Annotated in this window: 16 protein-coding genes; 4 read left to right on the forward strand and 12 right to left on the reverse strand. The window is 59.5% G+C overall.

Translation table 11 applies throughout. The features are described 5' to 3' along the window. Positions 1–202: 202 nt before the first annotated feature. Complete coding sequence (locus ACS5RD_RS16515; RefSeq protein ID WP_489928305.1) at positions 203–1,231, reverse strand: sensor histidine kinase; 1,029 nt, start codon at positions 1,229–1,231, stop codon at positions 203–205. Positions 1,232–1,425: 194 nt separating this feature from the next. On the opposite strand from ACS5RD_RS16515, the gene ACS5RD_RS16520 reads away from it, so the two are divergent. After that, a complete protein-coding gene (locus ACS5RD_RS16520) occupies positions 1,426–1,785 on the forward strand; it encodes a hypothetical protein (protein WP_489928306.1) in 360 nt (119 codons plus the stop codon). Positions 1,786–1,788: 3 nt separating this feature from the next. On the opposite strand, the gene iolB is transcribed toward ACS5RD_RS16520, so the two are convergent. The 8 genes from iolB to ACS5RD_RS16560 all read right to left on the reverse strand — a co-directional run bounded on the left by iolB (position 1,789) and on the right by ACS5RD_RS16560 (position 10,269). Further along, positions 1,789–2,604 carry a 5-deoxy-glucuronate isomerase gene (gene iolB, locus ACS5RD_RS16525; protein WP_489928307.1) on the reverse strand — a complete coding sequence of 272 codons (816 nt, stop codon included), beginning with the start codon at positions 2,602–2,604 and terminating at the stop codon, positions 1,789–1,791. A 45-nt stretch (positions 2,605–2,649) separates the two neighbouring features. Continuing rightward, positions 2,650–3,546, reverse strand: a complete 897-nt coding sequence (gene iolE / locus ACS5RD_RS16530) for a myo-inosose-2 dehydratase (protein ID WP_489928308.1) — start codon at positions 3,544–3,546, stop codon at positions 2,650–2,652. Positions 3,547–3,578: 32 nt separating this feature from the next. Next, positions 3,579–5,402 carry a 3D-(3,5/4)-trihydroxycyclohexane-1,2-dione acylhydrolase (decyclizing) gene (iolD, locus tag ACS5RD_RS16535; RefSeq protein WP_489928309.1) on the reverse strand — a complete coding sequence of 608 codons (1,824 nt, stop codon included), beginning with the start codon at positions 5,400–5,402 and terminating at the stop codon, positions 3,579–3,581. Beyond that, positions 5,399–7,312, reverse strand: a complete 1,914-nt coding sequence (locus ACS5RD_RS16540) for a bifunctional 5-dehydro-2-deoxygluconokinase/5-dehydro-2-deoxyphosphogluconate aldolase (protein WP_489928310.1) — start codon at positions 7,310–7,312, stop codon at positions 5,399–5,401. Before ACS5RD_RS16540 ends, iolD begins: the two co-directional genes overlap by 4 nt. A 105-nt stretch (positions 7,313–7,417) precedes the next feature. After that, positions 7,418–8,245 (reverse strand): MurR/RpiR family transcriptional regulator, encoded by an 828-nt coding sequence (locus tag ACS5RD_RS16545; protein WP_489928311.1) that lies wholly within the window; start codon positions 8,243–8,245, stop codon positions 7,418–7,420. A gap of 73 nt (positions 8,246–8,318) precedes the next feature. After that, the gene (gene coaD / locus ACS5RD_RS16550) at positions 8,319–8,822 is read right to left on the reverse strand and encodes a pantetheine-phosphate adenylyltransferase (RefSeq protein ID WP_054009077.1); all 504 of its coding nucleotides are present in this window, start codon (positions 8,820–8,822) and stop codon (positions 8,319–8,321) included. A gap of 72 nt (positions 8,823–8,894) precedes the next feature. Beyond that, positions 8,895–9,329 (reverse strand): CBS domain-containing protein, encoded by a 435-nt coding sequence (locus tag ACS5RD_RS16555; RefSeq protein WP_054009076.1) that lies wholly within the window; start codon positions 9,327–9,329, stop codon positions 8,895–8,897. A gap of 52 nt (positions 9,330–9,381) precedes the next feature. After that, on the reverse strand, positions 9,382–10,269 hold the full coding sequence (locus ACS5RD_RS16560; RefSeq protein WP_489928312.1) for a LysR family transcriptional regulator: 888 nt from the start codon (positions 10,267–10,269) through the stop codon (positions 9,382–9,384). A gap of 100 nt (positions 10,270–10,369) precedes the next feature. On the opposite strand from ACS5RD_RS16560, the gene ACS5RD_RS16565 reads away from it, so the two are divergent. Beyond that, positions 10,370–11,869 carry a CoA-acylating methylmalonate-semialdehyde dehydrogenase gene (locus tag ACS5RD_RS16565; protein WP_489928313.1) on the forward strand — a complete coding sequence of 500 codons (1,500 nt, stop codon included), beginning with the start codon at positions 10,370–10,372 and terminating at the stop codon, positions 11,867–11,869. Positions 11,870–11,982: 113 nt separating this feature from the next. Beyond that, positions 11,983–12,174 (forward strand): YgaP family membrane protein, encoded by a 192-nt coding sequence (locus ACS5RD_RS16570; protein ID WP_054009074.1) that lies wholly within the window; start codon positions 11,983–11,985, stop codon positions 12,172–12,174. A gap of 58 nt (positions 12,175–12,232) precedes the next feature. On the opposite strand, the gene ACS5RD_RS16575 is transcribed toward ACS5RD_RS16570, so the two are convergent. Continuing rightward, complete coding sequence (locus ACS5RD_RS16575) at positions 12,233–13,663, reverse strand: NCS1 family nucleobase:cation symporter-1 (RefSeq protein WP_054009073.1); 1,431 nt, start codon at positions 13,661–13,663, stop codon at positions 12,233–12,235. Between the two features lie 418 nt (positions 13,664–14,081). On the opposite strand from ACS5RD_RS16575, the gene ACS5RD_RS16580 reads away from it, so the two are divergent. Next, positions 14,082–14,486, forward strand: coding sequence for a hypothetical protein (locus tag ACS5RD_RS16580; protein ID WP_489928314.1), 405 nt, complete (start codon positions 14,082–14,084; stop codon positions 14,484–14,486). Between the two features lie 13 nt (positions 14,487–14,499). Here the strand turns inward: ACS5RD_RS16580 and uvrA are convergent, their stop codons facing one another. Together uvrA and ACS5RD_RS16590 are read right to left on the reverse strand one after the other, a co-directional pair. Continuing rightward, positions 14,500–17,364, reverse strand: a complete 2,865-nt coding sequence (gene uvrA / locus ACS5RD_RS16585) for an excinuclease ABC subunit UvrA (RefSeq protein ID WP_489928315.1) — start codon at positions 17,362–17,364, stop codon at positions 14,500–14,502. Between the two features lie 108 nt (positions 17,365–17,472). Next, positions 17,473–18,639, reverse strand: a complete 1,167-nt coding sequence (locus ACS5RD_RS16590; protein ID WP_489928316.1) for an MFS transporter — start codon at positions 18,637–18,639, stop codon at positions 17,473–17,475. Positions 18,640–18,650: the final 11 nt, after the last annotated feature.

Here is an 18,650-nt window from a genome sequence, read left to right on the forward strand (position 1 = left end):
TCCCGAGGGCTGCCCGGATGGCTTGCCCTTCGCCGCCCCGTCTAGGCGGGTTGTTCATATGTTTTGCGACAGTTTTGTAACAGTTATATGACGGGAGCGGCTGGCAGGGAGAAATGAACTGAAATAGGGCGCGGGTGGAGGTGGGGGAGCCTCCGGCGGGGATATTTAGGCCAAGATGAATGGCTGTAGGTGGGGGTTTTTGTCAGCGTGCCTCGTACGGCAACAGCACCGAGAATCGGCTGCCTTTGCCTTTGCTGCTTTCAATCACCAGCCTGCCTCGGTGGCGGTTGACGATGTGTTTGACGATGGCGAGGCCCAAGCCGGTGCCACCCTTTTCGCGCGAGCGGTGGCCATCGACGCGGTAGAACCGTTCCGTCAGGCGGGGAATGTGGAACGGGTCGATGCCCTCGCCTTGATCGCTGACCGAAATCCGCAACTGCGCACCGCGCGGGCCTTGTTCCCGCGCCAACGCCACCCGCACTTCGGCCCCCGCAGGGCTGCCGTATTTCACCGCGTTCTCGACAAGGTTGGTCAGTACTTGCGTCATCTGATCGGCATCAGCGCGGATGATCAGCGGCTGGTCGGCTCCCTCGACCCGGATCGTGACGCGGGCGGTTTCGGCAAGCGGGCGCAGGCTGGCCACCGAGGTGCGCAAAAGTCCTGCGATATCAACCTCATCCCCCGGCAGCACACGTTCTTCGGACTCAACCCGGCTGAGATGCAGCAGATCGCGCACCAGGCGGTTCATCCGCTCGGCCTCAGAGGCCATGATGGCCAGGAACCGCTCGCGCGCCGGGGCATCATTGCGGGCGGGGCCGCGCAGGGTTTCGATGAAGCCCAGCAAAGCGGTCAGTGGCGTGCGGAGTTCATGACTGACATTGGCGACAAAATCGCGACGCATCTGGTCCATCTGCTCCCATGCCGAGCGATCCTCGAAGGCGCAGAGCACGCCCTGCGGCACTGGGCTGACCGAGATTTCATAGATGGTGTCCTGCGCGGCCCCCGCGAGGGTGAGGCGGATGCGGCCCTTCTCGCCGCGCAGCATCGCTGCCGCAATCGCGCGCAAAAACTCCGGCTGCCGAAAGCTGAGCGCGTGGTGACGATCCAGGATCGCCGCGCCAAACAGCGCAACGGCAGGCCCGTTTGCCTGCACGATCCGCTCATCCGCCGCGATCAGAATCACCGGCAGCGGCAGTCCGCCCAGTAGTGCTTTTGTGGCCTCGTGATCCATTGCCCACCCCTTTTGCCTTTGCCAATCTCTACCCTGCCCCAACTGATCATGCCAGTTCGGGCTTGCTCACGCCGCTGCGTGTGCGCTAACATAAGGCGAGTGTCGTAACGGAAATTCGCGCTTTGGCTGTGGAGGCGCAGGATATCGACGCCTCTAAGCCCCAAAGCGCGCAGTAGAGTGAGTGGGAGGCTACCATGCCACCGCAGTCGGGGTTGTCGCAAGACCAAAATCCGCCGAGCCGCCGAATCCTGTATCTTGCCGGAGGCGAGGCTGCCCCGGCGTCACAGGATGCGATGATCTTCTCGCTGCCCTTCGCGCGGCTTTGCCCGGAAGAACTGTCCCGTATCGCCCCCGATCTGGTGGTTTTCCCCCTATTCAGCGCCAGTTTGGACGCGATCGTGGTTCTGACCCGGCTGAACGAATTGGGCTATGCTGGGCGTTGTCTGGTACTGACGCCCCGCCTGCCAAAACCGCATCTGATCGAGGCCGAACTGCGGGGCTATAAGGGTGCGATGCAGGTGCAGCTTTTGACCTCGGACGCGCCGTTTGAATAGGGTTTAAACTGGCGCGTTGTCGCGCTGGTAAATCCAGTCATGATCCGGGTCGTTCTGAAACCGCCAGTTGCGGCGGGGGCCTGCCATGACGTTCAGGTAATACATCTCATAGCCATAGGGCGCGCCGCAGGGGTGATGGCCCTTGGGCACCAGCGTGACGTCATGGTTTTTGACCGCCATCGTCTCATCAAGGCTGCCATCCTCGGTATAGACGCGTTGGATGCCGAAGCCCTGGGCCGGATTGAGACGCATGTAATAGCTTTCCTCCAGATAGGTCATGCGGGGGAAATCGTCTTCGTCATGGCGGTGGCTGGGATAGGATGACCAGTTGCCTTGTGGAGTGAAGACTTCGGTGACCAGCAGGCTGTCGGCCACATCCAAAGCTTCCATCGCGATGTTGTTGATGAAACGGGTGTTCGCGCCGGTGCCGCGTTGGGTCAAAGTGATACCAGCGGGGCCGATTTGTGCGGCTTTGTGGCCGGATTTGCCGGGGGCGGTGCAGACCGCCAAGGTGCAGGCGGTGGTGGCTGTGGCAGACCAATCGGAATCGTTGGGGATATACAGGCAATGCGGCGGGGTTTTCTCAAACACATCCATACGGTCGCCGAGCACGCCCCAATCTTGGCCTGCGGCATGGATTTGGGCTTTGCCTTCGACCAGCACGAGGATGACTTCGCGGTCGCCGGTGACTTCGGCAGCGGTTTCACCGGGTTGCAGACGATAGAGGCCAAAGCCGACATAGCCCCAACCCGCGCTTTCGGGCGTGATGTCATGCACCTTGCCTGAGGTGCCCTTGGGTTTACGCAATAGATCGGCCATGTTCGTCTCCCAGATACGGGGCCTGGGGGGCGTGCCCCCCAGCCTTTATTTGTCGAGGCCAGCCCGCTTGGCAAAGCCCTTCAGACTGCGCAAACCAAGGCTTTGATAGTCCATCGGAATCCGCACAGATGGGTCTTGCTCGGCCTCAATGACCAGCCAGCCGGAATAATTGTGCTGCGCCGCCACTTCGAGAACGCTGAAGAAATCCACAGCCCCTTCAGCATCACCCGGCACGGTGAAAGAGCCACGCCGCACGCCTTCGAGGAAGGAAAGCCCCTGCTCGCGCACCTGTTGCATGATGTCGGGGCGGACGTTCTTGGCATGGATATGGCCGACGCGGCTCATGTGCTTTTTCGCCACGCGCACCGGATCGCCGCCGCCATAGTAGCAATGGCCAGTGTCGAGCAGCAGATGGGTGTGCGGACCTGTCTCGGCCATCAAGCGGTCGATCTCCCATTCGGCCTCAACAATGGTGCCCATGTGGTGATGGTAGACCAGTTTGACCCCTTGGGAAGCGCTAAATTCTGCCAAGGCTTCAATGCCTTGACCGAATGTCTTCCAGTCGGCATCGGGCAGATGCGGGCGGTCGTTGACCGCTTTGCCATCGTCGCCGTGAATGGCGTTCGAGGTTTCACAGACGATGATCACCTTGCAGCCCATGCCCTTCAGCAGGTCGAGATAGGGTTGCATCGCGGCCTTTTCGTCTTCGACCGAGTTCACCAGCAGATTGGTCGAATGCCAGCCCGAGATGTATTTCAGCCCACGCGGTTGGAACAAGGCGTTCAGACCTTCCACCGTCAGCGGCATTTTATGGCCCTTTTCGATGCCATCAAAGCCGATTGCGGCGGTTTCGTCCAAGCATTGTTCCAACGAGATATGCGCGCCAAGGCTGCGATCGTCGTCATTGGTCCAAGCAATTGGGTTGGTGCCGTAGTAGATCATCATGTCCTCAAATTTTAACGATAACGTGAAGGTCAGTCGACAAGCCGCTGATTTTTTTGTTTTTCTTCATAATTGGCGCGGGCGTGATTGACCTCTGCACGCGGCGAGACCTGCGGCACGCCGACATCCCACCATGTGCCACCCGCCTCGGTGCCGGGCCAGGGATCGGTGTCAATCACGATCACTTGGGGAATTTTTGCGCCCTTGGCGGCGGTCAGGGCAGCCTCTAGTTCGGCCACGGTGGCGACTTTCACCGCATTTGCCCCCATTGAGGCCGCATGGGCGGTGAAGTCGATATGGGACGGGTTAACGTGGTAGGATTCGTCAAGAAGGTTGTTGAACCCTGCCCCGCCGGTGCCTTTTTGCAGCCGGTTGATGCAGCCATAGCCGCGGTTATCGGTGATCACCACGGTGAACGCCACGCCCATCATCACGGCGGTGGCGAGTTCTGAGTTCGCCATCATATAGCTGCCATCGCCGAGCATACAGATCACGTCAGCTGTCGGACGGGCCATTTTGATACCCATAGCGCCTGCAATCTCATAGCCCATGCAGGAGAAACCATACTCCATATGGTATCCGCCTGTCGGAGCATCCCATATCTTGTGCAACTCGCCCGGCATGGTGCCAGCGGCGGACATTACCACGGTGGCCTTGGAGGCCGTGCGCTGCACCGCGCCGATCACCTGCATATCGGTCGGCAAAGCGTTGCTGGTGGGCGCGGCTTTGACGGCAGCGGTGGCAGCGGCCCAATCGGCTTGCAGACCCGGAATGCTGGGCCATTTCTGACTTCCCAAAGCTTTTCCAATGGCTTGCAAGGCGATCTTCGCATCTGATGTTAAGTTAATTGCGCCGTGTTTGTAGGAATCATACGCCGCCACATTGATCGATAGAATACGGCGGTTCGGGTTCTTGAACAGCGACCATGACCCGGTGGTGAAATCCTGAAACCGCGTGCCAAGGCCAATGACCAGATCAGCGTTTTCGCAGATTGTGTTGGCAGAGGCCGATCCGGTCACGCCGACCGGGCCAAAGTTCAAACCATGGTCGAAATCAAGGCTGGATTTGCCAGCCTGAGTCTCGACCACCGGGATATTATGCGCGCTGGCGAAGGCAGCCAATTCCGCCTCGGCCCCAGAATAGATCACGCCACCACCTGCCACGATCACCGGATTTTTCGCGGCTTTGACTGCGGCAATGGCTGCGGCCAATTCATCAGCATCGGCCTCGGGGCGACGGATTTTCCAGATCTTCGGGATGAAGAAACTTTCAGGGTAATCAAAGGCTTCGGCTTGCACATCTTGGCAGAACGCGAGGCACACCGGGCCGCAATCGGCGGGATCGGTCATCACCCGGAAGGCGCGCGGCAGAGCGGTGAGAATATGCTCGGGGCGGGAAATCCGATCAAAATAACGGGTGACCGGGCGGAAGCAATCATTGGCAGTAATGGTACCGTCGTTGAAATCTTCGAGCTGCTGCAACACCGGATCCGGCGCGCGGTTGGCGAAGACATCGCCGGGAATGATCAGCAATGGCAAGCGGTTGGCGAAGGCCACCCCGGCGGCGGTCACCACGTTCAGCGCCCCCGGCCCAATCGAGGTGGTCACCGCCATCGCGCGGCAGCGTTTGTGTGCCTTGGCAAAAGCGATGGCGGCATGGGCCATGGTTTGTTCGTTATGGCCGCGCCAAGTCGGGAATACATCCTTCGCCCCGTGCAGCGCTTCGCCGATACCGGCCACGTTGCCATGGCCGAAAATCGCCCAAATGCCTTCGATAAAACGCGCGCCGTCCTCGGTCATCTGCACGGAAAGCCAGCGCACCATGGCTTGGGCGGCGGTCAAACGGATGGTGTTCATGGCTTTACTCCTGCGCGGGCCCCAGTTCGGGCGGCGTCCCAGATGCCGCAGAGGCGGCGGAAGTTTTCGGCCATGATGGCCACGGCACTGGCGTCGTCAATCTTGCCCGCGATCCATTGGCGGCCAACATCGGCGTGAATGGTGCGGCCGACGGCAAAGCCTTTGACCAGCGGGAAATCGGCGGCGAGTTTGAAGGAAGACGCCAGTTCGGCCTCGGATTGACCCAAACCAAGGATCACGATGCCTTGGGTATGCGCGTCGCGGCTGGTGATGGCGTCGCAGGTGGCGGCCCAAGCTTCGCGCGTTTGCATCGGCTCCAGCTTCCACCAATCGGGGTAGATGCCGATATCGTAGAAGCGGCTGATCAGCTTGGCGTTGGTTTGGTCATCCACGGGGCCGACTTTCGACGGGATGATTTCAAGCAGCATTTCCAAACGGTTACGGCGGCAGGCGTGGAACAGCCGGGTGATCACAGCTTCCTGTTCGGCTTGCATTTCGGCGCTGTCATCGGAGTGGCAGAAGCACAGCACCTTGACCACATCCTCGAGCGCCCATTCCGACAGGCCGCCGAAATCGGGGCCAATTTCAGGCTCTAGCGTCAGTGGGCGCGAGCCGGGCCACTCAACGGGGCGACCGATCCACAGGCCTTGGCCCGAGGCTTTGTGCAAAGCGGATTTGCCAAGGCGATTGTCGCAGAGCAGGCCATAACCTTCGCGGCCTTGGCTGACGGCCAGTGTAGCTTCCAGACACAACTCTTTGAAACGGCCAATGTTTTCTGGATTGGCACCGGGGATTTCTTCCAGCTGCGAGCGATGGTCATAGGCGAAGGCGCGCACTTCCGACCATTGTTTGCGGCGGTTGGTGGACCAGTGGATTTGTTCTAACTCGGCATCTTTGCGCAGGGCCGGGGTTTTTACGCCACGTTCGAGGAAGAAATTCAACTCTTCCAAGCTAGGATAGGCGGGGGTGCAGCCGTGGCGCGACACCGCGAAAGCGCCGCAGGCATTGGCGTATTTCAGCGCGACTGGCCAAGATTCGCCGTCAAGCCAGCCTTTGGTGAGGCCAGACATGAAACCGTCGCCTGCGCCCAAGACGTTGAACACTTCGATGGGAAAGCCGGGGCCGGTTTGGCCTTGATCGAGGCTGTCGCGGATTTCGCCTTCGAAGGCGGCAGCCCCGGCGGCCCCGCGTTTGCAGACCAAGGTGGCGTTGGAGACTTTACGGACGGCGCGCAGGGCTTCGATGGTATTGGTCGAGCCACCCGCGATGTGGAATTCTTCTTCGGTGCCGACGATCAGATCGAAATAATGTAAAGATGCTTGAAGCTTAGCGGTAACAGCAGCGGATTCAATGAAGCGCGATTCGCCATCGCCATGGCCCGCCAGACCCCAGAGATTCGGTCGATAGTCGATGTCTAAAGCGGTTTTTGCGCCGTGTTTGCGCGCGAGCTTCAAAGCTTTCAGCACGGCGGCTTCGGTGTTGCTGTGCGACAGATGCGTGCCGGTAACGATGATCGAACGGGTTTCGGCGATGAAACTCTCGTCGATATCGCCTTCGCAAAGCGCCATATCAGCACAGTTTTCACGGTAGAAAATCAGCGGAAACTGGGTTTCATCACGGATGCCAAGGATCACCAAGGCGGTCAGCCGTTCGGGGTCAGTTTTCACGCCGCGCACATCGACGCCTTCGCGCGCCAGTTCTTCGCGGATGAAGCGGCCCATATGTTCATCGCCGACGCGGGTGATCAGCGCCGATTTCAGACCCAAACGCGCGGTGCCTGCGGCGATATTGGTCGGCGAGCCGCCGATATACTTCTGAAAACTCGCCATGTCCTCCAGCCGCCCACCGATCTGCGCGCCGTAAAGATCGACCGAGGATCGGCCAATGGTGATGGTATCGAGCGTTTTCATCGCAGGCTCCTCCGGGGACAGGCGCTGCAGCGAGACTCAGTCGCCTTAGCGTTTTGGAAAATTTATTCCATTTCCGCGCAAAGCAAAAGCGTTTTCTTTGCCGATCTAACCGCGCGCCGAGCCAACCGCCACTGCCAGCGCAATCGCCAGCGCGAGAGTGGCGGAAAGCGAGCGGAATGCCCCAAAATCAACCTCAGGCACGGTCAAAATCGCGTCCGAGGTGCGGGCCAGCGGGCTGGTGATACGGTCGGTCAGCGCCACGACGGGCAAGCCACGCGCGCGCGCGTCTTGGGCCAAGGCGATGGTTTCTTCGGAATAGGGCGCGAAGGTGATCGCCAGAACGGCATCGCCGGGCCGCAGGGCGTGGCGGTGATCCAGTTTGCCGGTGCCTTCGTGCAACATCGCCGGAACCGCCATCTTATCAAACACATAGGCGAGATAGGCGGCGACTGGAAAGGCGCGCCTTAAACCAATGACATGTATGGTATCGGCGGCGGCGAGCAGATGAACGGCCTGCGCCAAAGCGGCCTCATCGGCGGATTTCGCCAAGGCCTCCAGCGACAGCCGCCCGGCTTCGATGAACTCGCCCAGCAGCGCTGAAGGGGTGCCCGTGCCGCCATCTTTCAGATTTTGCAACCGGGTGGAGTAATCGGGAAAACCGGGCGAATAGGCGTCGCGGAACAGCTTTTGCATTTCAGAAAAGCCGGAATAGCCGAGGATTTGGCAAAATCGCATCAATGCCGAGGGCGGCACATCGGCCCCGGCGGCGAGTTCGGCCACGGTGGACACCGCAATCCGGTCGATGTTGGCGGCGATATGATCGGCACATTGCCGCAGGCGGCGCGGCAGGCCTTCGGTGATCGCGGCCAAACGCTCGCGGAATTCCTCGATCGTGGCGGGCGCGGTCAGGTCGTCGGAATCCAAGGCGGTCATATGTCTGCGATCATTCTGCGAAGTTTCGGGTGATTGATCGCAGGGTAGCGCTGTGGAACAAACATTCCAACAGTTATTTCTTTGCTTGCGGATAGCGCCGCGCCAAGGCATCGGCCACCGGGGGGGTGACGAATTTGGAGATATCACCGCCAAGACGGGCGATCTCTTTCACCAGTTTTGAGGCAATCGCTTGGCGGCGCGCATCGGCCATCAGAAATACGGTTTCAACTGAGGCATCCATCGCGCGGTTCATGCCAACCATTTGGAATTCATATTCAAAATCCGCCACAGCCCGCAGGCCACGCACGATCACCGAAGCGCCGACATCGCGGGCGCAGTCAATGAGCAGGTTTTCAAACGGATGCACGATGATCTCGCCACCGGTTTTGGCAAGGATGCCGGCACATTCGGCTTCGACCATCGCCACGCGTTCTTCCAAGGTGAAGGCCGGGCCTTTGTCGCGGTTGATGGCGACGCCAATCACCAAGCGATCCACCAGTGCCATCGCGCGCTGGATGATATCGACATGCCCCAGAGTGATGGGGTCAAAAGTGCCGGGATAGAGGCCGATGCGCATGGGAGGCTCCTCGCGTAAGTCCCGGACACGCAACAATATTGCGCGTCCGGATGCAAGCGGATTAATCGCCGCCTAGAACCCCTTGATCATGCCTTCCAGCGCGTCATTCTCCATATGCAACTCGGACAGCCGCGCCTTCACCACGTCGCCGATGGAGATCAGGCCGATCAACTCATCCCCCTCCAGCACCGGAATATGGCGGAAGCGACCATCGGTCATCTTTTGCAGCACGTCATTGGCATTGTCGGCGCGCGCGCAGGCGACGACCTTTGCGGTCATGATGGTGTCAACATTTTCATTCAGGCAGGACGCGCCACGACGGCCGATTTCGCGGACGATGTCACGTTCCGAGACGATTCCAGCGAGTTTTTTGCCATCGGGCGAGATCACCACCGCCCCGATGCGACGGGCGGACAGCACTTCGGCGACGCGGCTGATGATAGTGCCGGGTGGCAGAGTGACGACCCCGTCATCGGATTTCGATTTCAGGATTTGGCTGACAAGCATGAAGATTCCTCCCTATCTGTCAGGAGTAGCGTCAGGGCAGCGTAAGATTCTGTCAAGGAATTGCTTCAAGTCTTTGCATTTCTTTCTTTACCTCAAGCATGAGTTGTGCGGCGAAGCGGTTGAGGCGTTCCACACGGCCATCATCGGCGTGGCGGATCAGCCAGAAGGCGCGGGTCAGGTGGATTTGCTCGGGGATAATACGGGCCAGTTCGGGCGCAGCGGGCAAGGCAAAGTCATGCACCACGCCAATGCCCGCGCCGTGACGCAGGAAGTTCAACTGCACTGAGACGGAGTTTGAAGCCAAAGGCGGGGCGGAAGCGCCAATTTCGGTAAGGTAGTCGAGTTCCTTGTCGAAGATCATATCGGGGATATAGCCGACAAGTCGGTGGGCTTTCAGGTCTTGCGGCGTGAGTATTGGCGGATGGGCGTTGAGGTAGTCGCGGGAGGCGGCGAGGTGCAGGTGATAATCGGTAAGCTTTTGCACTGTGAGCCGACCAGCCTCGGGGCGGGATACCGCGATGGCCATATCAGCCTCGCGTTTCGAGAGGTTGAACACGCGCGGCAGGGCAACGATTTGCACCTCTAGCCCCGGATTGGCGTCGCAGATGCGGGCGATGACTTGCGGCAGCAGGTAGTTGGCGCAACCGTCGGGGGCACCGATGCGGATTTGGCCGGTAAGGCCTTCGGGACCGCTCAGGGCTTCGGAGGCGCCATCAACCGCCGCCTCGGTGCGAATCGCATGGGTAAGCAGGCGGGTACCTTCTTCGGTCAGGCTGTAGCCCTGCGGGGTTTTGGCGAACAAGCGGGAGCCTACGGCGTCTTCCAGCCGCGCGATGCGGCGGCCCACGGTGGCGGGGTCTATTTTCAATCGCCGCCCTGCCCCGGACAGGCTCTCAGAGCGCGCCACCGCCAGAAATACCCGCAGGTCATCCCAATCCATCTTGTCACCTTTGCAATTTTGCAAAACACATTTGAAACCTTGCCTCTACCTTCCGCAATTTCGCAAGGCTATTGTTGCGGCAACTCATGGGAGAGAAATGATGAAAGAGATCGGTCACTGGATCAACGGCAAGCTGGTTGCGGGCACCTCGGGCAAGTTTGCCGACGTGTTCAACCCGGCGACGGGCGAAGTGCAGGCGCGGGTGGCTTTGGCCTCCAAGGCCGAGTTGGACGCCGCCACCGCTGATGCCGCGAAGGCTCAGGTGAAATGGGGCGCCACCAACCCGCAGCGCCGCGCACGGGTGATGATGGCGATGGTGGGCCTTTTGAACCGCGATATGGACAAGCTGGCCGAGGCGCTTTCGTCAGAGCATGGCAAGACCATCCCTGATGCCAAGGGCGACATTCAGCGCGGGCTGGAAGTTATCGAGTTCTGCATTGGTGCACCGCATCTGCTGAAGGGCGAGTTTACTGACTCGGCTGGCCCCGGCATTGACATGTATTCGATGCGCCAGCCGATTGGCGTGGCGGCGGGGATCACTCCGTTCAACTTCCCGGCGATGATCCCGATGTGGAAAATGGGTCCGGCGCTGGCTTGCGGCAACGCGTTCATCCTGAAGCCGTCCGAGCGCGCGCCGACGGTGCCTTTGATGTTGGCGGCATTGATGAAAGAAGCGGGCCTGCCTGATGGCGTGATGCAGGTGATCAACGGCGACAAGGAATCGGTCGATGCGATCCTTGATAACGAGGCAATTTCCGGTGTGGGCTTTGTCGGCTCGACTCCGATTGCGCAATATATCTATGCGCGCGGCACGGCGAACGGCAAGCGGGTGCAGTGCTTTGGTGGTGCGAAAAACCACATGATCATCATGCCGGATGCTGACTTGGATCAGGCGGCGGATGCTTTGGTCGGCGCGGGCTATGGGGCTGCTGGCGAGCGCTGCATGGCGATCTCGGTGGCGGTGCCTGTTGGCAAAGCTACGGCGGATGCGTTGATTGAGCGGCTTATTCCGCGGATCGAAAAGCTGAAGGTCGGGCCTTACACGGCGGGCAATGATGTTGACTACGGCCCGGTGGTGACGGGGGCTGCCAAGGCCAACATTCTGAAGCTGATCGAATCCGGTGTGGCGCAGGGGGCCAATCTGGTCGTCGATGGCCGCGATTTCAAACTGCAAGGCTATGAAGATGGCTTCTTCGTCGGCCCGCATCTGTTCGACAATGTGACCACCGATATGGAGATTTACCGTAAGGAGATCTTCGGGCCAGTGCTGTCGGTGGTGCGCGCCAAGACCTATGAAGAAGCGCTCGGCATGGCGATGGACCATGAATATGGCAACGGCACCGCGATCTATACCCGCGATGGCGACACCGCGCGCGACTTTGCCGCAAGGATCAACGTGGGGATGATCGGGATCAACGTGCCGATCCCGGTGCCGCTGGCGTATCACACCTTTGGCGGCTGGAAGAAATCCTCGTTTGGCGATTTGAACCAGCACGGGCCGGACAGCTTCCGGTTCTACACCCGCACCAAGACGATCACCGCGCGCTGGCCGTCGGGGATCAAAGAAGGTGGCGAGTTCAACTTCAAGCAGATGGAATAAAACGCCTGATCTGACCCCGGAAATCTGGGGTCAGATCAAAGTCGATGTGGCGGATATGGGTTACCTTCCGGACAAAGCCGCCGTGCTGGCGGCGGTGTCTGGGAGGAAGCATCATGTTGAAAACCAATGTTGGAAATCTGGACCGCATTCTGCGCGTGGTGGTGGGTGTCGCTTTGCTGCTGTGGTTTTTCATGGATCAGGGCACGGGGTTTTGGCATTACGCCAAGCTGATCGGGCTGGTGGCCATCGGGACGGCGCTACTGCGCACTTGCCCGCTTTATACATTGTTGGGTCTGAAGACCTGAAGTTTAGGGTTGAAAAAGGGCGGGATGAACTCCCGCCCTTTTGCTTTGCTGTCAGGGCTTACTTCGCGCCCATCCGCAGCAGGAAATACACCCCACCGCCGATGCCGACGCCGAAGAACCAGCCATAGGTGCCCCACCAAGCGGGCAGGATCGTGGTGAAGGTCGGCAGGATCGACGAGAACACCATGCCAATCGCCAGTGCGACGAAGGCTTTGACGTGCCAGCCGCCTTCAAAGCGGAACTCGCCGTTTTCTTGATAGAGCGCGTTGACGTCGATCTTGCCTTGGCGGATCAGGTAGTAATCCACCATCATGATGCCGAAAATCGGGCCCATGGTGGAGCCGATGAAGTTGACGAAATGCGCGGCACCCGTCTCCCACGGTGCCCAAGGATACAGGATCAGCGCGATAGCCGCAGCGATATAGCCGCCGCGTTTGAAGCTGATGTGACGCGGGAACACGTTGGCAAAGTCGAAGGCCGGAGAGACAAAGTTTGCCACCACGTTGATGCCCAGGGTGGCGACGGCAAAGGTCAGGGCTGCGAGGGCTGCGAGGAACCAGCTGTCGAATTTGGCGCTGATTTGCTCGGGGTGCAGCAGAACCTCACCATAGACGGTGAAAGCGGCCGTGGTGGTGATGCCTGCGACCAAGCAGAACGCCAGCAGGTTGATCGGCAGGCCCCAGAGGTTGCCTTTGCGCAGGGCGGCCTCGGATGTGGCATAGCGCGAGAAGTCGCAGAAGTTGAGGTAAAGCGCTGCGAAATAGGTGATCCATGTCGCAGCTACGGCGGCAAGGGCTGCGGTAGAGCCGGGAACACCGGGGACACCTGCATCAGCGGTGGCTTTCAACAGAACATCTTGCGGGATTTCGGCACCGAATGAGAATGTGCCGGCTTTCACCACCAGATAGACGGCGAGCAACAGCATGGCGATCCAGACCGCCGGGCCTGCCCAATCCTGGAACTTGCGCACGGTTTCCATGCCGCTTTGGATGATCAGCAGCTGCAGGCACCAGACGACGAAGAAGCAGATCACCTCAAGCGTCGAGTGGCCGAGCAGGTGGGAATTGGTGTGAAACTCCAACATGCCGGGGCTGCGGATCAGCAAAGCCACGATGGCCCCTGATGCTGCCGAGGTCTGCGCACCATACCAAAAGCAGGCGACGATCGCCCGGACCAAGGCCGGGGCATTGGCGCCAAAGGTGCCAAACGAGGCCCGCGCCAGCACTGGGAACGGCACGCCTGTACGGACGCCTGCGTTGCCGACCATGCTCATCAGCACGAAGATCACCAAAGACCCCGCACCAATCGCGATGACGAAGTTAACGAAGCTGCCGCAGAGCAAAAACAGGCTGGCGGCCAGATAATAGCCCCAAAGGCTGTGAACGTCCGAGGTCCAGACGTTGAAAATCGAAAACGCGCCCCATTTTCGCTCAGTCGCGGGCGCCAGATCCTCGTTATGGAGCGAGGGTGACGGGTTGGTGAGTTGCATCGTGCTGTCCCTATCCTATAGCGCAGATACGCTTTTATCGACGCCAAAGCGCCCAGCATAACTTGCGAAAACCGTGTTGCCCGTTTTGGGCCTGTGTTGGTTTACCGAATGGCTGTTGGCTTTCGGTCGCGGGCCCGGTCTTGCGCCGGATTGTCGCAGGCGCAGGGTGCTCCTGATCAGGGTTTCACACAATCGTGTTAATCTGAAATGGACCTTTCGGGAAATTTTGAAAATGTTTCGGGTAACGCTGGTGAATTGCCCTGATTTTTGGCGAAAATGAAATCGGCCTTCGGGCGTATTATGACACCAATACCCGATCTCTGATGCGCGCCAAATCGCTGACGGGCTGATTTTGTCGGAACGGAAACCCTGGATTGGCGTTAAGGTTGCAGTGCCAATCTGTCGTCAGGATCTCACCATGAACATGATCAAAGCCCTCTGCATTCCCCTCACCGTTTTAGCCTTGTCGGCGGGCTCTGCCTTGGCTGACTCGAAAGGCCACGGCGACAAGGGCCATGGTAAAAAGCCAAAAGCGCATCACGCGACGCAGTTTTGCCCTCCGGGTTTGGCAAAGAAGTCACCGGCTTGCATCCCACCCGGCCAAGCGAAGAAACACGGACATGTTGACGATGACGACCATGAAGGCCATGTCATCTACTACCGCCTCGGCGACGTGGTGCGCGACGATTGTACGGTCGTGCCATACACACGCTATCGGTCGCTGCCCGCTGGTACCTACTGCCGCTACGAAGATCGGCTGATGCGGATTGACCCGGAGACCCGAGCGGTCCTGACGATTTTGGACATTCTGACCAATAATTGACGCGCAGGCGTGCTTACTCCGCCGCTGCCCGGCGCGGAGTAAGCAGGTCTTTCAGGTAATGCCCGGTGTGGCTGTGGCCCGCCTTGGCGATGGTTTCCGGCGTGCCAACCGCAACGATCTGACCACCGCCATCACCGCCTTCGGGGCCAATGTCGATCACCCAGTCAGCGGTTTTCACCACATCAAGGTTGTGTTCAATCACCACCACGGTGTTGCCCTGATCGACCAATTCATGCAGCACTTCCAACAGCTTGCGCACGTCTTCAAAGTGCAATCCGGTGGTAGGCTCATCGAGTATATACAAAGTGCGTCCGGTGGCGCGGCGGGAAAGCTCCTTGGAAAGCTTGACCCGTTGCGCTTCGCCGCCTGACAAAGTCGTCGCCTGCTGGCCGACCTTGATATAGCCAAGGCCAACCTGACACAGCGCATCCATCTTCTCACGAATGCTCGGCACGGCTTGGAAGAACACCTGCGCATCTTCACATGTCATATCAAGAACATCGGCGATGCTCTTGTTTTTGAACTTAACTTCCAAAGTCTCGCGGTTATAGCGATGGCCCTTGCAGGTCTCACAGGTGACATAAACATCCGGCAGGAAGTTCATCTCAATCTTCAAAACGCCGTCGCCCTGACAAGCCTCACAGCGCCCGCCCTTGACGTTAAAGCTGAACCGCCCCGGCAGATAGCCGCGGGCTTTGGCTTCGGGCAGGCCAGCAAACCAATCGCGGATCGGAGTGAACGCGCCAGTGTAGGTCGCCGGGTTCGAGCGCGGCGTGCGGCCAATCGCGCGTTGGTCAATGTCGATCACCTTGTCGAGATGCTCAAAGCCCTTGATCGTCTCACAGGGTGCCGGTGTTTCGTGCGCGCCATTGAGGCGGGTGGCGGCGGTTTTGAACAGGGTTTCGATGGTTAAAGTGGACTTGCCGCCGCCAGAAACCCCGGTGACGCAAACGAACATCCCCAGCGGAAATTCGGCGGTGACGTTTTTCAGGTTGTTGCCGGTGGCTCCCACCACGGTCAGCTTCTTGCCACTGCCCTTGCGACGGACCTTCGGCACCCTGACCTCACGCGCGCCGGAAAGATACTGTCCGGTCAGGCTGTTAGGGTCGGCAGCCACCTGCGCCGGAGTGCCATGCGACACCACGAAACCGCCATGCACACCAGCACCAGGCCCCATGTCGAAAACGTAATCCGCCTCACGGATGGCGTCTTCATCATGTTCCACCACCAACACCGTATTGCCCGCATCGCGCAGGTTTTTCAGCGTGGTCAGCAAGCGGTCGTTGTCGCGCTGGTGCAGGCCAATGCTGGGTTCATCCAGCACATAGAGCACGCCGGTCAGGCCGGAGCCGATCTGGCTGGCCAAGCGAATACGCTGGCTTTCACCGCCCGAAAGCGTGCCTGCGTTGCGCGAAAGTGTGAGGTAGTTCAGGCCGACATTCACCAAGAACCCCAGACGCTCACGGATTTCCTTCAGGATCGCCTTGGCGATTTCGTTCTTTTGCTTGGTCAGATGTTCAGGGGCGGCGCTGATCCAATCATGTGCTTCCGAGATCGACATTTGCACCACCTGCCCCGCATGCAAGCCGCCGATTTTCACCGCCAGCGCCTCGGGTTTCAGACGATAGCCGCCACAAGCGCCGCAGGGGCGATTGTTCTGAAACCGCTCCATTTCCTCACGGCTCCACGAGCTGTCGGTTTCACGATAGCGGCGTTCCATATTGGGGATGACGCCTTCAAACACCCGAGAAACTTGGTAAACGCGGCCACCTTCATCATAGCGGAACGAGATTTCCTCACCGCCCGAGCCGCGCAGGAACACCTGTTTGACGTTTTCGGGCAGATCCTTCCATTTGGTTTTCTTATCAAAGACATAGTGCTTTGAGATCGCCTCGATGGTCTGGGTGAAATAGGGGCTTTTTGACTTTGACCACGGCGCGATTGCCCCACCGAGCAGGGTTAACGATTGATCCGGCACGACGAGGCGTTCGTCGAAAAACAGCTCCATGCCAAGGCCATCGCAGACCGGGCAAGCGCCGTAGGGGGCGTTGAACGAGAATAGGCGCGGCTCAATTTCGGCAATGGTGAAGCCAGAAACGGGGCAGGCGAATTTTTCGGAATAGGTGATGCGTTGCGGATCGCCTTCGCCCTCGGCAGGGGCGGTTTCAATCACCGCGATGCCATCGGCAAGGTTCAAAGCAGTGCGAAAACTGTCGGCAAGGCGGGTTTCCAAGCCTTCACGCACGACGATGCGGTCGACCACCACGTCGATATTGTGGCGGAATTTCTTGTCCAGAACCGGAGGCTCCTCCAGCTCGAAAAACTCGCCATTTACCTTAATGCGCTGGAAACCCTGTTTGCGCAGGTCGATAAATTCTTTCTTATATTCGCCCTTACGGTCGCGGATGATCGGGGCCAGCAGATACGCGCGGCTGCCCTCGGGCATCGCCATCACCGCATCGACCATATCCTGCACCTGCATCGCGGTGATCGGCAGACCCGTGGCGGGGCTGAACGGGGTGCCGACGCGGGCGAACAACAGGCGGAGATAATCGTAAATCTCGGTCACAGTGCCAACGGTCGAGCGCGGATTTTTTGAGGTGGTTTTCTGTTCAATCGAAATCGCAGGGCTCAGGCCGCTGATATGATCCACATCAGGTTTTCCAGCCATATCAAGGAATTGCCGCGCATAAGCCGACAGGCTTTCGACATAGCGGCGTTGGCCTTCGGCATAGATCGTATCAAACGCGAGGCTGGATTTACCCGAGCCCGACAGCCCGGTGATCACCACGAACTGGTCGCGCGGAATGTCCACGTCGACGTTTTTTAGGTTATGCTCGCGCGCGCCGCGCACTTCGATGAACTTATGTTCGGCCATGACCCACCCCATTCGACGCCGTATAGATAGGGTGAATGTGGTGAGTCTCCAACTGCAAAATGTGAACGAAGTGTGAACAATCGACGGGGTGCAGCATATTTTCTAGGGTTAACGCGGCTGACGCTGCCTGCGACGGGCCTGCCACGCATGGATCGCGATGCCCGAAGCCGAAAATCCGATCAGGAACAGCGCGAACCCGGTGGCCCCGGCCTGCACCATGATCAGCGCCAGCAAGGGCGTGCCAGTGGTGGTGCCGAGATTGCCCAGTTGCGCAATCGCCCCAGCACCCCGTGCGCGATCCTCAGCCGAGGGGTTGATCTGCGCAAGGCTGGCGAAACTCGCACCCTGCACCACGCCCAAGGCGGCGGCCATCAGCAGCGCAAACGCGGCCTCTGGCGCGCCCTGCCCCCATGTTGCCCAAAGGCCGAGGCTGGCGAGCATGGCCACCGCAAAACCTGCTTGCACAAGGCGGAAGGCCGCGATTTTGGACAGCAGCCAGACGCCGAGGGTCAGCGAGACGGTGATTGACACCAAGGGCATGAAGACACCGATGAACGGTCCCCAGCCGGGGGTCACGGCGGCGGGCAGCAGGGTCAGCACCGCGACGTAAGTCACTGTATAGAAAACGAAACCCATTGCTGGGGCTGCGATGTAGGGTGAGGCGTAGATCGCCAAATGCTGCGCCAGTAAATTGCCCTGCCCCGCCACAGGATGATGCTCAGGATCCGTCGGCAGCAACACAAACAGCACCGCGAAGCACAGCAGCATCCATAGCCCATGCAGTTGAAACAGCGCGCCGGGGCCGTGAAGCGCTATCAAACCGGGCGCGAAAAAGGCCAGCGCCGCATAGGTGACGCCAAAAAACGACGACCACAATGTCATCGCCAAGCCCTGATGCCGCGCTGAAGTCACGCCTGCAATCGCGGTGGGGCCGACGACCACGATGGTCAAATGCGATACGCCCTCCAGCACGCGGGTCAGCATCATCAGCGGATAGGACGGGAAGCTGGATTGGATCAGGCTGACCGCAGCGCCCAAAGCCAAGGCGGAGAGGATGGCGCGACGGGGGCCGATTTTGGCCACCAAAAGCCCCGCCGTGGTGCCAAAGATCAGTCCGACGATGCCGACGATGGACACCATCAACCCGATGCCGAAACCTGCATGGCTGGCGTAGGTGGTTTGAAGCGTTTGATACAGAACGGATATTTTACCGAACTGCGCAGCCGCCCCGAGGCCCGCCGCCCAAAGCGCTAGGACGGTTAAAACGCTGCGCATCGATCATCCTT

The sequence above is a fragment of the Cypionkella sp. PAMC25878 genome (assembly GCF_058135695.1).